Annotated in this window: 13 protein-coding genes; 10 read left to right on the forward strand and 3 right to left on the reverse strand. The window is 73.3% G+C overall.

The window, feature by feature from the left end:
- The first annotated feature begins 115 nt into the window (after window positions 1–115).
- A complete protein-coding gene (locus tag A8713_RS20065) occupies window positions 116–763 on the forward strand; it encodes a hypothetical protein (RefSeq protein ID WP_064534957.1) in 648 nt (215 codons plus the stop codon).
- A 54-nt stretch (window positions 764–817) separates the two neighbouring features.
- Here the strand turns inward: A8713_RS20065 and A8713_RS20070 are convergent, their stop codons facing one another.
- From A8713_RS20070 to A8713_RS20080, 3 genes are all read right to left on the reverse strand, one after another.
- Window positions 818–2,086 (reverse strand): hypothetical protein, encoded by a 1,269-nt coding sequence (locus tag A8713_RS20070; RefSeq protein ID WP_064534958.1) that lies wholly within the window; start codon window positions 2,084–2,086, stop codon window positions 818–820.
- 102 nt (window positions 2,087–2,188) lie between these two features.
- On the reverse strand, window positions 2,189–2,716 hold the full coding sequence (locus A8713_RS20075; RefSeq protein WP_064534959.1) for a SigE family RNA polymerase sigma factor: 528 nt from the start codon (window positions 2,714–2,716) through the stop codon (window positions 2,189–2,191).
- A gap of 143 nt (window positions 2,717–2,859) precedes the next feature.
- The gene (locus tag A8713_RS20080; protein WP_064534960.1) at window positions 2,860–4,581 is read right to left on the reverse strand and encodes a chitinase; all 1,722 of its coding nucleotides are present in this window, start codon (window positions 4,579–4,581) and stop codon (window positions 2,860–2,862) included.
- 504 nt (window positions 4,582–5,085) lie between these two features.
- On the opposite strand from A8713_RS20080, the gene A8713_RS20085 reads away from it, so the two are divergent.
- The 9 genes from A8713_RS20085 (at window position 5,086) to A8713_RS20125 (ending at window position 14,111) form a co-directional block, all read left to right on the forward strand.
- Window positions 5,086–6,006, forward strand: a complete 921-nt coding sequence (locus tag A8713_RS20085) for a hypothetical protein (protein WP_237305559.1) — start codon at window positions 5,086–5,088, stop codon at window positions 6,004–6,006.
- A 114-nt stretch (window positions 6,007–6,120) separates the two neighbouring features.
- Complete coding sequence (gene cpaB, locus A8713_RS20090; RefSeq protein ID WP_064534962.1) at window positions 6,121–6,828, forward strand: Flp pilus assembly protein CpaB; 708 nt, start codon at window positions 6,121–6,123, stop codon at window positions 6,826–6,828.
- Between the two features lie 13 nt (window positions 6,829–6,841).
- Window positions 6,842–8,098, forward strand: a complete 1,257-nt coding sequence (locus A8713_RS20095; protein WP_064534963.1) for an AAA family ATPase — start codon at window positions 6,842–6,844, stop codon at window positions 8,096–8,098.
- 116 nt (window positions 8,099–8,214) lie between these two features.
- Window positions 8,215–8,613, forward strand: a complete 399-nt coding sequence (locus A8713_RS20100) for a TadE/TadG family type IV pilus assembly protein (RefSeq protein WP_079159053.1) — start codon at window positions 8,215–8,217, stop codon at window positions 8,611–8,613.
- Window positions 8,614–8,842: 229 nt separating this feature from the next.
- Window positions 8,843–9,202 (forward strand): hypothetical protein, encoded by a 360-nt coding sequence (locus tag A8713_RS20105; protein WP_064537606.1) that lies wholly within the window; start codon window positions 8,843–8,845, stop codon window positions 9,200–9,202.
- Window positions 9,199–10,536: a CpaF family protein gene (locus A8713_RS20110; RefSeq protein ID WP_064534964.1), complete on the forward strand. Its 1,338-nt coding sequence runs from the start codon at window positions 9,199–9,201 to the stop codon at window positions 10,534–10,536. Before A8713_RS20105 ends, A8713_RS20110 begins: the two co-directional genes overlap by 4 nt.
- Window positions 10,537–10,657: 121 nt before the next feature.
- Window positions 10,658–11,599: a type II secretion system F family protein gene (locus tag A8713_RS20115; protein WP_064534965.1), complete on the forward strand. Its 942-nt coding sequence runs from the start codon at window positions 10,658–10,660 to the stop codon at window positions 11,597–11,599.
- Between the two features lie 78 nt (window positions 11,600–11,677).
- Complete coding sequence (locus tag A8713_RS20120) at window positions 11,678–12,565, forward strand: DUF5936 domain-containing protein (protein ID WP_064534966.1); 888 nt, start codon at window positions 11,678–11,680, stop codon at window positions 12,563–12,565.
- Between the two features lie 19 nt (window positions 12,566–12,584).
- The gene (locus tag A8713_RS20125; RefSeq protein ID WP_443069766.1) at window positions 12,585–14,111 is read left to right on the forward strand and encodes a sensor histidine kinase; all 1,527 of its coding nucleotides are present in this window, start codon (window positions 12,585–12,587) and stop codon (window positions 14,109–14,111) included.
- Window positions 14,112–14,169 lie beyond the last annotated feature (58 nt).

Consider the following 14,169-nt stretch of genomic DNA (forward strand, 5'->3'; position numbering starts at 1 on the left):
GGCCGGGTCCCCGGTGCGTCTCCGGGGGCCCGTCGCGGCGCGCGGTTGTAGGGGTCTGATAACGAAGCCAGGGGCTGACTGTTCGTGACACAGGAACGTCGACCATACTGCCCGCGTGGAGCAGCGCATAGGTTCGAGCAGCCAGCCCCTGAAGAGCGAGCCCGTGACGGGCGCCGGTTTCGACCCGGCGTTCGTCCCCGGCCTCACCTCACCCGCCGCGGCCCGGGACACGGCCCCCGAGGAGCCGGAGCGTACGCCTGCGGCGGACGCCGGGACTCCGGACGCGGAGGCGCAGCCGCCGGTCCCGGACGCCGCGGACGGGACCGCGGAAGCCGACGAGGGCGCCGAGGAGGAGACCGTGGACGGCCCGGTCTTCGAGGCCGCCGACCGCCGGGCCCGGATCGTCGCCGACCACCGGGGCGTACGCCTCGCCCTGGACGACCAGGAGTGCGAGTTCCGCTGGGACGAGATCGGCGCCGTGGAGACGGAGACGCCCCGCTTCGGCAAGCGGTTCACCGTCACCGTGCACACCCCCGACCGCCGCTGGTACCCCATCGAGATCGAGGCCCCGGCCCGGTCCCGGTTCGCCGCCTGGGAGACGGAGCTGGACGCGGTCCTCGACGCGTACTTCGAGGACGGCGAGGCGGCGGAACCGGAGGAGCCGAAGGAGAGGGGCACGGACGAGGCGGCCGGTCCCACGGCCGGGACCGAGGCGGAGACCGAGAAGAGCGGGGCGAAGTCCGAGGCGGAGAGCGAGGACTGACGACGCCCGAGGACGGCCCCGGGCACCTCGCCGGGGCCGCCCTCGGAGCGGTCGTCAGCCGAGCGACAGCCACTTCGGGTCGGTGGCGATCCCCTCCAGCTGCTTCATCGTGAGCGCCGGTTCCTTCCGGGTCGCCGGTGAGTTCTGCCCGCCGGAGTTGAAGGCGCTGACCACCACGCGGCGCCCGTCCGGCCGGATCGTGTCCACGGTCCACATGACGATCCCGTCGATGCCCTTCTCGCCGGGCCCCCGGTGCGTGACGACCTTGGTGCCGTCCGGCAGCGTCTCGGCGCCCGAGCCGAACAACTGGCCCTCGACGTCGCGCATGTCCGGCTGGTCGTTCACCTGGACCAGGCTGCGGCCCCGGCCGTCGTCCACGACGACGTACCCGAAGCCCGGATCCGGCGTCCCCTTCGAGACCACCTTCAGCCCGCGCGGCACCAGACCGGCGAGGGTCGCGGACACCGAGCCGTCCCGGGCGGGCGGCGCGGCGCTCGCCCGCGGGTCGACGGGGACGGCGGCGGCGAAGTCCCGCCACTCGCGCGCGGTGGCGAGCGCCTTCAATCCGGCGGAGTCCAGCGGCGGTTGCTCCCGGGTGACGGGGGAGCCCTTCTCGGCGGCGGCGTTCCACTCACGCACCGAGACGTGCTCGCCGCGCGGGGTCACCAGCTCGGCGCTCCACAGCTTCGTACCGCTGCGCCGGTTCAGATCCTCGTGGCTCTTGAGGATCACGAGAGAGGAGCCGTCGTCCAGTTTCTTGAAGAAGCAGTTCTCGTACGCGACGAAGACCAGCTGGGGGCACTGCGCGGTCCGGCGGGCCTCCTCGCTGCCGGGCAGCAGGCGGTTCACGGAGACGGCAACGGCGGCCTCGCCCCGCCCGTCGTCGTAGACGACCCGGGCGTACGGGGACACCGTCCTCCCGGCGACCGGGGTGTCCGTGCCGCGGCCCTCCTGGCTGCTGAAGCTGCCCCGGGGGAGCAGCTTCTTGAGGGTGGCCACGAGGGCGTCGGCGGTCACCGCCCCGGCGGGCGTGGCCGGGGTGGAGCGGGGTGCGGGGCTCGTGGTGGCCGCCGCCTCCTGCTGCCGGTCGCCGGTCCCGCCCGGCAGGACCACCGCCCCGGCCGCACCGATGAGCGCGACCCCGGCGACACCGCCCGCGACGGCGGCCCACCGGCGCGTGCGCAGCCGCCGCCCGCGCAGCTCGCCCCGGGCGGCGAGCAGGGCCTGATCGGTCCGGAACGTGCTGCCGGTGTCCCGCAGGGCGTCGGTGAGCCGCTCCCCGAAGTGCTCGTCCCCGAGGGGGTCGTGGTCTGCGACAGGCATGGCGAACCGCCGTTTCTGTGAGTGGGTCCGGGATCGGTCGTGAGGTGGGGCGTACGGGCGTCGGGGCGGCGCAGGCGCAGGCGCCGGGGCCGGGGCCGCGGGTCAGCGTCCGGCGGGCTCGCCGAGGGAGTCGCCGAGCAGGACGCGCAGCCGGGCGAGCGCGCGGACGCAGCGGGTGCGGACGGCGGCCGGGCTGGTCTCCATCACCGTGGCCGTCTCCTCCACGCTGCGGTCCTCCCAGTAGCGCAGGACCACCACCGCCCGGTCCTTCGCGGACAGCCGCCCCAGCGCGTCCAGCAGCGTCAGCCGCAGCGGCGCGTCACCGCCCGGGTCGGGGCCGGCCACCTCGGGAAGCACCTCGGTGGCGCGTTCCCTGCGGCTGCTGTGCCGACGCTGGTGGGCGAGGAAGGCGCGGGTCAGCACCGTCTGCACGTACCCGGCCGGATTGCCCACGCGGGACACCCGCCGCCAGTGCAGGAACGCCCGGCCGAGCGCCTCCTGCACCAGGTCCTCGGCGAGATGGGTGTCGCCCCCGGTCAGCAGGCAGGCCGACCGGTACAGGTGCCCGGCACGCGCCGCCGCGAACTCGGGATACCCGTCGTACCCCGCCTCGCCGCCGCCCCACCGCATACGCCCCCCTGTGGTCCGCGCGCCCGTTCGCGCGCCCTCACCCCATTGATGCGGTGGACCCCCGCAAATGTTTCACCGGAAACGAGAAGTGCGGCGCCGTCGGTGACGGCGCCGCACTGCGGGGGGTTCGGGTCAGGCGGGGATCACGGCATCGCGTGGACGTGCGCGCCGACCGAGTTGGACCAGGCGTTGCCCGCGGCGGCGTCCCAGTTGGTGGACCAGGTCATCGCGCCGCGCACGTCGGGGTAGGCCTTCGAGGGCTTGAAGGTGCCGCAGTTGGTCAGCTTCGCCAGGCAGTCCAGGGCGTTGTTGACCACGGTCGGGGAGACGTAGCCGCCGCCCGCGCCGCTCGGGGAGGCCGGCAGGCCCAGGCCGACCTGCGAGGGGGCGAGGCCGCCTTCGAGCTGGATGCAGGCGAGCGCGGTGAGGAAGTCGACCGTGCCCTGCGAGTAGACCTTGCCGTCGCAGCCCAGCATGGCGCCGCTGTTGTAGTACTGGGTGTTGACGACCGTGAGGATGTCCTTGATGTTCAGGGCCGTCTTGAAGTAGCCCGCGCCCGTCGACTGCATGTCGATGGTCTGCGGTGCCATGGTGATGATCAGACCCGAGCCGGCCTTCGCGGACAGGGCGCGCAGGGCCTGCGTCATGTACGTGGGGTTGAGGCCGTTCTCCAGGTCGATGTCGACGCCGTCGAAGCCGTAGGTCTGCATCAGGGAGTAGACCGAGTTGGCGAAGTTCGTCGCGGAGGCCGGGTCGCTGACCGAGACGGTGCCCTTCTCGCCGCCGACCGAGACGATGACCTTCTTGCCGGCCGCCTGCTTGGCCTTGATGTCCGCCTTGAACTGGTCGACCGTGTAGCCCTTCAGGCCCGCCGAGTCGAGGTTGAAGGTGACCGCGCCGGGCGTGGTCGTGGCGTCGGCGAAGGCGACCGCGATGATGTCGTACGCCGAGGGGACGTCGGAGATCTTCTGGACGGTGGCGCCGTTGTTGAAGTTCTGCCAGTAGCCCGTCACCGCGTGCTTGGGCAGGTTGCCGCCGTGGTTGCCGTCGCCGCCGCCGGGCGCCGTGGTGGCGCTCACCGCCGCCGACCTGGCCGACTCGCCCGCCGCGTTGGTCGCCGAGACCTGGAAGGAGTAGGCGGTGGAGGCGGACAGTCCGCTCACCGTCGTGGAGGTGCCGGTGACCGCCGAGACCTTGGTGCCGTCGCGGTAGACGTTGTAGCCGGTGGCGCCCGAGACCGCGCTCCAGGACAGGTCGACCGAGGAGGAGGTGGCGTTGCCCGCCGCCAGTCCCGCCGGGGTCGACGGGACCGTCGGGTCGGGGTCGCCCCCGCCGCCCCCGTCCGGGCCGGAGACGGACACGTCGTCGGCGTAGTAGGCCGCCTGGCCGTACCAGCCGTGCAGATAGACCGTGACCGAGGTGGTCGAGGAGCCGGTGGTGAAGGTCGTGGAGAGCTGCTTCCACGCGGCCGAGTCCGGGGTCCAGGTGGAGACGTCCGTGGTGCCGGTGCCGGTGGCGCCGAGGTAGGTGTAGCCGCCCTGCACCCAGGCGCTCAGCGTGTACGTCGAGTTGGGCTTGACGGCCACCTTCTGGGTGCACTGCGCGGTGTCCTGCCCGGCCGGGGCGGCCTTCAGCGCGGACGAGCCGGCGTGCACCGGCGTGGAGACGGTCGAACCGCTGCCGGCCGAACAGGTCCAGTTGCTCAGACCCGCCTCGAAGCCGGCGTTCTTGGCGTTGTTGACGTCGGCGGCCGAGGCCTGGCCGGTGCCCGCCAGGGAGAGGGCCATGGCCGCGGTGACGACTCCGGACCAGATGCTCAGCGGCCGGAGCCGTCTGCTTGAGGGCGTGCCTGGGGCGCGGTCCACTGGGGCCTCCGGGGGAGAGGAGAAGGAAGGGAGGGAAGAGAGCAAAGGGCGGTAAGAACGGGAAGGAAGTACGGGAAGGAGGAGAAGGAAGAGGGGGAGAGCGGGAGGGGACGTCATGAACTGCGGTGCCGCTGCTGGTCGTACAAGTTGGTCCAGACCAATTGCGTTGTCAAGAGGTCCAGACCAAATCCGTGCCCTGCGGGGCGTCCGGAGCCGTCCGTTCCGCGCCCGCCGCCCGGCCCGGCGGGAGTCAACCGGCCGTCCCGCCGCCACGCTTTCGGGCCCTCTCGGTGCGCACAACCTGCCCGGGTTTGAAATGACTTGTGCGGCAACGGATGCCATCGAGACGGCGAATCGCTGTTCTCCGGTCACAGGCGCGTGGTTACAGTGCTCACGTAGTCACGCAGTGAAGTCAACTCGGTGCGCCGGAGGAACACCGGCGGGCCGACCGGCGGCAGACGGGGAGCTGGCGTGTCAACTGCGATCGCGGTGACCGGCGCGGACATGGCACTGCCCGCCCAGGACGAACGGACCGTGCCCGCAGCGGTCCTCGGGGACCTGGCCCGGGAGCCCCTGGAGCGCACGCTCGACGGCATACGGACCCTGCTCGACCAGCATCCGCACCTGATCGTCGTGTACTCGCGCGCCCTGCCCACCGGGGCCGAGCGCCGGCTGCACACGGTGCGCTCGCTGCTGGAGAGCGACCGCATCGCCCTCTTCCGCTCCGACCTGCCGCCGCTCGGAGTCGCCGTCCTGGCCCGCCAGTTACGCCAGCTGGCCTCCTGCGACCTCGGCCCCGGAGTGCTGGCCTCGGCCGCCCGCCTGCTCACCCACTACGTCCACTGCGGTGCCGTGCTCAACTCCGTCACCCGCCTGGACCGCGTCCCCGTCGACCTCAAGGCGCACGCCAGGAGCTGGGTGCCCGGCAGCCAGTTCGGCGTCCTCGCCCATCCCCAGCCGCAGTTGGTGCGCGTCGGCCCCGAAGCCGTCCTCGCCGGACCGGACTTCGCGACCTGGATGCTCGTCGCCAAGGGCCAGCTCCAGTCCGACTGGATCGGCGGCCACCTCGCCCCGGCCTGGCGGACGCTCGGCCTGCGCGAGGCCGCCCTACCGGCCGAGTCCGCCACTTGGTGGGGCACCGGGAAGCTGATCGAGTTCTGCGGCTATCTGCCCGACCTGTCGGTCCTCTACCAACTCGTCGCCTCCGTACGGCAGAGCGTGTGCCACTGGTGCGGTATCGACGTCATCGGCGACCGCTGCGTCTTCTGCTCCGCCGCACCGCCCGACCCCGGGGAACGGCCGCACGGCCAGGGGGAGTACGGCGCGTACGGCGCTTCCGGTGCGCGTGGTGCGCCAGGTGCTCACGAGGGGCACGAGGCCCACGAGCCGTACCGGACCCAGGAGAACCGCGCCCCCGCCGGCTGAGCCCGCGCCCCGCCCTCCGGCCGGGCCGCACCGTCAGGCACCGCCCGCACCCCGTCGAATCCGTCGAATCCGCCGAATCCGCTCGAACGAACCCCCAACGAGGTCGTACGGCTCATGAACTCCCGTCAGCGCCGCGGCGTGATACTCCTGCTCCTGTCCGTGCTGTGCGCCCTCGGCGCGTTCGCCGGCGTGCTCTCCCTCATCAGCGACGTCAGGTCGAAGGTCGGCCCGGAGGTCACGGCGTACCAGCTGAAGGCCGACGTACAGCCGTACACACCGCTGAGCGCGGGCCAGTTCGAGAAGATCCGGATGCCCGAGCGCTGGCTGTCGCCCAACGCCGTCACCGACCTCGGCCAGATCCGGGGCAAGATCGCGGTCACCACGCTGCGCCAGGGCTCCCTGCTCCAGAGCGACATGATCGTGAACCAGCCCGCGCTGCGCCCCGGGCAGCAGGAGGTCGCCATCATGATCGACGCGGCCACCGGCGTGGCGGGCAAGATCACCCCCGGCGCCACCGTCAACGTCTACGCCACCTTCCCCGGGGCGCGGCAGGGCGACCCCGCCCAGTCCAAGATCATCGTGACCAACGCCCGCGTCCTGGACGTCGGCCGGATCACCGCCCTCGACCCCGGCGCCGACAGCCGCGACCGGCAGCCCACCGAGGCCGTGCCCATCACCTTCGCGCTCTCCACCATCGACGCCCAGCGCATCACCTACGCCGAGTCCTTCGCACAGCGGGTCCGGCTCGCGCTGGTGGCGCCCGGCGGCGACACCGACGTGCCGGCCAAGGACCGGACCTACGAACTCGCGAACGACAAGTGAGAGGCCCGCAGCCATGCCCACCAGGATCCTCCCGGCAGCCGGCGACGCGGACGCGGTCCGGTCCCTCACGACCCTGCTCAGCCAGCTCCCCGACGCGGAACCGCTGGCCGCCGCCGGTGACTCCACCCACCTCGTCGACACCCTCGCCCGGCTGGCCGCCGAATCCATCGACGAACTGCCCGAGGTCGTGGTCGTGCACGAACGCGTCGGCCCCGTCCCCGCGCTGGAGCTCATCCGCGAGGTCGCGCTGCGCTTCCCGGCCGTCGGCGTCATCCTCGTCACCTCCGACGCGAGCCCCGGCCTGTTCTCCGCCGCCATGGACGCCGGTGCCCGCGGCCTGGTCCCGCTGCCGCTGGGCTACGAGGAACTGGCCAGCCGGGTCCAGGCGGTGGCCCAGTGGTCGGTGGGCGTACGGCGCCACCTCGGACACGGCGCCGACCTGTCCGGCGGGGCCGGCGGACGCGTGGTCACGGTGAGCGGGGCCAAGGGCGGGGTCGGCACCACCCTGACCGCCGTCCAGCTCGCCCTGGCCGCCCAGGCGTCCGGCCACAGCACCGCCCTGGTCGACATGGATCTCCAGACCGGCGACATCGCCTCCTATTTGGACGTCCAGTTCCGCCGCTCGGTCGTCGACCTGGCCGCCATCACCGACCTCTCCCCGCGCGTCCTCGCCGACGCCGTCTTCCGGCACGACACCGGCCTCGCCCTGCTGCTCGCCCCCGGCGAGGGCGAACGCGGCGAGGAGGTCACCGACCGGGCCGCCCGCCAGCTCGTCGGCGCGCTGCGCTCCCGCTACGAGATCGTCGTGCTGGACTGCGGGTCCCAGCTGGGCGGCGCGGGCGCGGCGGCCGTGGAGACCGCCGACACCGCGCTGCTGCTCACCACCCCGGACGTGATCGCGGTGCGCGCCGCGAAGCGGACCGTGCGGATGTGGGACCGGCTGCAGGTCCGCAAGGCGGAGGAGACCATCGTGGTGGTCAACCGCCACAACCGGGCCACGGAGATCCAGCCCGCGCTCATCGGCCGGATCACCGGCACGCCGGTGGCCGCGACCGCCGTCCCCGCCAACTTCAAGGAGCTCCAGGGCCTGGTCGACGCCGGCCGTATCCACGAACTGGACGCCCGGAGCACGGTCAAGCAGGCCCTGTGGGGCCTGGCCGCCGAACTCGGTCTGGTCAAGCGGCCGGTGACCGCAGCCAAGGGACACGGCCGGATGCGCGGCGACCGGGGCTCGGTCAGCTTCCGGCGGCGCAGGGAGGCGGGGGGATGAGCGGGGGGACGAGTGGGGCGACGAGGGGGCGAGGGCGGTTACGGGGTGACGTGCGGGGCCGGTTGCGCGGTGGCGTGCGGGGCGGTCGCGCGCGGGGCGCGGGCGCGTGGTCTCCGGTGCCGTACGGCGGGGCGCGGGCGCGGCTGCGGTCGGACAGCGGGCAGGTCGCCGTCGAGTTCCTGGGCATGGCGCCGACCATCATCGTCACGCTCGTCCTGATGTGGCAGTGCGTGCTGCTGGGATACACGTTCACGCTCGCCGGGAACGCCGCCGACGAGGGAGCGCGGGCGGGCACCGCGGCCACCGGCGACTACCAGGGCGCGTGCGAGCGGGCCGCCCTGGGCGCGCTGCCGGGCGCGTGGCGCGGCGACGCCGCGATCGACTGCGGAGGGCGGGGGAGCGGCTATGTGACGGCGACCGTGCACCTGCGCGTCCCCGTCCTGCTGCCGGGTCTGGTCGGCTTCCCCGTCCCGGTGAGCGGCCATGCCGCCGCCGTGGAGGAGGTGAAGCGCTGAGATGCCGTGGATGCGGGTGCGCGAAGGTCTGGGGCGGCCGGGACCGTCGAGGGGGCCGGGGCGGCTGGTGAGACCGGGGAGGCCGGGGCGGGTGAGACCGGGGAGGCCGATGAGTTCGGGGCGCTCGGGACCGTACGGCTGGTGGCTCGGATCCGGTCGACCGGACCGGTGGGACCGGTGGGTCCGGCGGTTCCGGCACGGGGCGCGCGCCGACCGCGGTCAGGTCGCCATCGAGTACCTGGGCTTCGTCCCGGTCCTGCTGCTGGTCGGCCTCGCGGCCATCCAGATCGGACTCGTCGCCTTCTGCGCCCTCCAGGCCGGTACGGCGGCACGGGCGGGGGCGCGCGCGGCCTCGCTCGGTCACGACGCGCAGGGGGCGTGCGCGGCGGCGGTCAGCGGCGGGCTCTCCGGACGTACCACCTGCGTCCCCGCGCCCGGAGGCGACACGGTCACCGTCACGGCCACCGTGCGCATCCCCTCCGTCATCCCGCTGTGGAACCCGGTGGGCACCGTTCGCAAGACCGCCACCATGCCGCTAGACGACCCCCGCTCGACCAGTGACCGAGGACGAGGAGCCCCGCCCCCATGAGTCTGCGCGCACGCATCAACTCCCCGCAGGAGCAAGGCAGCCGGGGCGAGGACGCCCACCTGGTCGCCTCCTACCGGGCGAAGCTCCTGGAGGAGATCGACCTCGCGGAGATGAGCGCGCTCGCGCCCGCCGAGCGCCGGGTACGGCTGGAACGGGTGCTCGGGCACATCATCAGCCGCGAGGGCCCGGTCCTGTCGACGGCCGAGCGCTCCCAGCTGATCCGCCGGGTGGTCGACGAAGCCCTCGGCCTCGGCATCCTCGAACCCCTGCTCGAAGACGCGTCCATCACCGAGATCATGGTCAACGGCCCCGACGCGATCTTCGTGGAGCGCGGCGGCCGGGTCGAACAGCTCCCGCTCCGCTTCGCCTCCCACGAGCAGCTGATGCAGACCATCGAACGGATCGTCTCCACCGTCAACCGGCGCGTGGACGAGACGAACCCCATGGTCGACGCCCGGCTTCCGTCCGGCGAACGCGTCAACGTGATCATCCCGCCGCTGTCGCTGACCGGCCCCGTCCTCACCATCCGCCGCTTCCCGCGCTCCTTCACCCTCCAGGAGCTGATCGGGTTCGGCTCGCTCGACGAGCACATGCTCTATCTGCTCGCCGGACTGGTGCAGGCCAGGTTCAACATCATCGTGTCCGGCGCCACCGGCACCGGCAAGACCACGCTGCTCAACGCCCTGTCCGGGCTGATCCCGGACGGCGAGCGCATCATCACCATCGAGGACTCCGCCGAACTCCAGCTCCAGCAGCACCACGTCGTACGCCTGGAGGCCCGCCCGCCCAACGTCGAGGGCCGCGGCCGGATCAGCATCCGCGACCTCGTCCGCAACTCCCTGCGCATGCGCCCCGACCGCATCGTCGTCGGCGAGGTCCGCGGCGGCGAGTCGCTGGACATGCTCCAGGCCATGTCGACCGGCCACGACGGCTCGCTGGCCACCGTGCACGCCAACAGTGCCGAGGACGCCCTGATGCGCCTGCAGACCCTGGCCTCCATGTCCGAGGTGGAGATCCCCTTCCCGGCCCTGCACGACCAGATCAACAGCGCCGTGGACGTCCTCGTCCAGCTCACCCGCTTCGCGGACGGCGCCCGCCGCGTCACCGAGATCGCCCTGCTCGACAGCCACGGCGGCGAGCCGTACCGGCTGGCGACCGTGGCCCGCTTCGCCGCCCGGCCCATGACCGCGGACGGCCGCATCCACGGCGCCTTCGAGCACCACCCGCTGCCCCGCCGCGCCGCCGACCGCCTCCACATGGCGAGCCAGCCCGTCCCCGCGGCCTTCGGCGTCGCCCGGTCCACGGACCAACTGGCCACCCGGGAGGCCGTATGAGCCGTATGAGCGGTATGAGCCGCACGACGAGCACGACGAGCACGACGAGCACGACCACCACCCGGCCACGACGAGCCTGGACCAGGCGGTCGGGAGCCGTCCCGCGGTCAGGAGCCACCCCATGGAACTGAGTACCCTCGTCACCCTCACCACCGGTGTCGCCCTGCTGGCCTGCGTCCTGGCCGTCGTCGGCCTGCACGCCTACACCTCCGGCCGGGCCCAGCGCGCCGAACTCGTCGACCGGCTCGCCCTGACCGGCGGCACCGAGACGGGCCGCAGACGCCGCTTCCGCTCCCTGGACCGCAGGCTGCGCCGCACCGCCCTCGGCCGCAGACTGGAACTGCGGCTCGCCGCCACCGGCCTCGACGTCACCCCCGGCGAGTTCTTCGCCTGCATGCTCGCCGTGGTGGCCGCCCTCTGGCTGATCGGCCAGGCCGCCCTGGCCCCGTTCTTCGGACCGCTCGCCGGGCTTCTCGGCGTCTGGGCCGCGGTGCAGTTCCTCAACTGGCAGCGCGCCAAACGCATCGAGAAGTTCATCAACCAGCTCCCCGAACTCGCCCGCATCCTGGCCAACGCCACCCAGGCCGGCCTCGCCCTGCGCACCGCGATCGGCATGGCCGCCGAGGAACTGGAGGCCCCCGCGGGCGAGGAGCTGGGCAAGGTCGCCCACCAGCTCGCGCTGGGCGCCTCGATGGACGACGCCCTCGGCGAACTCGCCGACCGGCTGCCCTCCCGCGAACTCGTCGTCCTGGTCACCACCCTCGTCCTGTCCAACCGCGCCGGCGGCCAGGTCGTCGGCGCCCTGCGCAACCTCACCGAGACCCTGGAGGAGCGCAAGGAGACCCGCCGCGAGGTCCGCACCCAGCTCTCCCAGGTCAACATGACCTCGTACGCGGTACCCGTGCTCGGCGTCGGCGCGCTCTTCCTGATGAACGGCGTCAAGTCCGGCGCCCTGGAGCGCATGACGGGCTCCCCGCTCGGCCAGGGCGCCGTGATCGTCGCCTTCGCGCTCTACGCCGTCGGCTTCTTCCTCATCCGCCGGATGTCCCGCATCGACGTGTAGCACCGCGAGAACCGCGAGAACCGCGAGAACCGCAGGCGTGGGAAGACAGACGGGACGACAGAAAGGAGAGAACCGACGATGGCATGGCTGCTCGCCCTGGTGGCGGCGCTCAGCGTCGCGGGCGTCTTCGCCGGTGTCCGCATGTACCGCGCGGACGCGCGGCTGCCCAGCGACCTCGCCCTCGCCCTGGAGGTCGGCGCCACCCGCACCGGCGCGGTGGGCTCCGTCATCGACCGCCTGGGCATGCGCTACGCCCCCGCCGTACTGCGGCTGATGGGCCCCAAGCTGGTCGCGCGCTACCGCCGCAAGATCGACCTGGCGGGCAACCCGGGCGGCCTGACCATCGACCGCTACGCGGCCCGGCGCGCGGTCTACGGCTTCCTCGGCGGCTTCGGCGGCCTGATCTCCCTGCTGCGCGGCCAGTACGTCGTCGCGCTCCTGCTCTTCGCCTTCGGCGCGTTCTGGACCGAGGTCGGCATCTGGTCGGCCATCCGCATCCGCCGCGACGTCATCGAGCGCACGCTGCCCGACTTCCTCGACGTCCTCGCCGTCGTCGTGAGCGCCGGGCTCGGCTTCCGCCAGGCGCTGGACCGGGTGGCCTCCCGGTACGAGGGCCCGTGGGCGGACGAACTGCGCATCACCCTGCGCCAGATGGATCTCGGCATGAGCCGCCGCGAGGCGTTCGCGGAACTGCGCCGCCGCAACGACTCCGAGCAGGTCGCCATGTTCGTCACCGCCCTCCAGCAGGGCGAGGAGCTGGGCGCGCCGATCGTCGACACACTCGTGTCCCTGGCCAAGGACATGCGCCGCACCGACGCGCAGAACGCCCGCCGCAAGGCCGCCCGCGCGGTGCCCAAGGCCACCATGATGATCACCACCTTCATGGTCCCGGCCACCCTCATCCTCCTCGCCGCGGGCCTCCTCCTGGGCTCCGGCGTGGACTTCGGCTCCGTCACAGGGGAGTAGGGGCCAGATGCGTACGACCATGCCGACCACGGAGGAACGCCACCTCCGCACGGGCTCACTCCGGCACGCGCCTCGCACGGCGGCGGAAGCGGGGGGAGGGGGAGGGGCGCCCGAGCCTGCGCCTGCGCCCGCGCCTGGGCCCGCGCCGGTCCCTGCCCCGATACAGGTGCAGGTGCACGTACAGGCGCCTGAGGGTGTCCCCGCCCTCGGACCCGCTCCCGCCCCGCACCCCCTCGCGCCGGAAAAGCTCCAGATCAGCGCCCTACAAGCGATGTGCCGCCATGTCTTCGCGTTCCGCCTGGCGATGATCGCGCTGGCCGCCCCCGTCGCCCTCGTGCACGCCGCCCCCGGCCTCGCCGTCCGCCTGGTGGGCGCCGCGGTGGTCGTCACCTTCATGGGCTCCTACGTCCTCTTCCGGGACTGGGAGCGCTTCGGCCCGCTGCTCCTGCGGCACCCCACCCTCCTCGTCCTGGACACCCTCTTCGGCGCGCTCCCGCTCATCGCGGCCGGACCGGACAGCGTCCTGGCGTACGTCAGCGTCTGCACCCCGCTGCTGGCCGGCCTCGTCTACGGCTGGCGCGGCGCGGCGCTCTTCGCCTCGCTCCAGTCGCTGATCCTCTTGCTGGTGCACATCGCCGCCAGGCAACCGCACGCCGACCTGGCCCAGTCCGCCCTCTTCCCCGGCCTGTGCCTGATCGTGGGCGCGGTCGGCGCCACCCAGCGCACGCTGCTCCTCCGCTTCGGCGAGGCCACCCGCACGCTGACCGCGGTCCAGGCACGGCTCGCCGTCACCGAGGCCGTGAACGCCGAACGCGCGCGTCTGGCACGGGAGATGCACGACTCGGTGGCGAAGACCCTGCACGGTGTGGCCCTGGCCGCCGACGGCCTGGCGTGTTCGGCCGGGGCGGGCCGCCCGGACCCGGCCCTGATCCGGCGGCAGGCCGACCTGGTCGCCCGCTCGGCCCGCCGCGCCGCCGCCGAGTCACGGGAACTCCTCACGGACCTGCGGCGCGCGCACGACCCGGACCGCAGGACGGATCTGCGCGCGGAACTGGCCGCCGAGGCAAGGGCGTTCAGTTCCCGCACGGGCGTGCCGACGACCTGCCGCACGAGCACGAGCACGACTTCGACCACGACACCGACCACGACGACGGTCCCGGTCACCAGCCGTGAGCCGGTGACCTGCCCCCCTCCGCTCCCCCCGCTGCCGCCCGCCGTCGCCCGCCATCTCCTCGCCATCGCCGCCGAGGCGATGGAGAACGCCCACCGCCACGCCGCGCCGACCTGCGTCGAGGTCGGCGCGGACGTCGACGGCGGCCTGCTCCGCCTCACCGTCCGCGACGACGGCCGGGGCCTGCCCCCGGGCACCACTCTCGAACACCTGTGTGGCAGCGGCCACTTCGGACTGCTCGGCATGACCGAACGCGCCACCGCGATCGGCGCCCGCCTCCGCGTGGGCCCGGCCGACCGGCCCGGGACCGGTACGGAAGTACGCGTCGAACTCCCCCTGGACGCTCTGCCGCCCCACCCACCCGACCGCCTCTGACCGCCCCCCTCGCCCTCCCCGCACCGCCTCCGGACCCGCCCGCACCCGAGAGGAGGCC

The organism is Streptomyces sp. SAT1 (assembly GCF_001654495.1).
Lineage (GTDB): Bacteria > Actinomycetota > Actinomycetes > Streptomycetales > Streptomycetaceae > Streptomyces > Streptomyces andamanensis.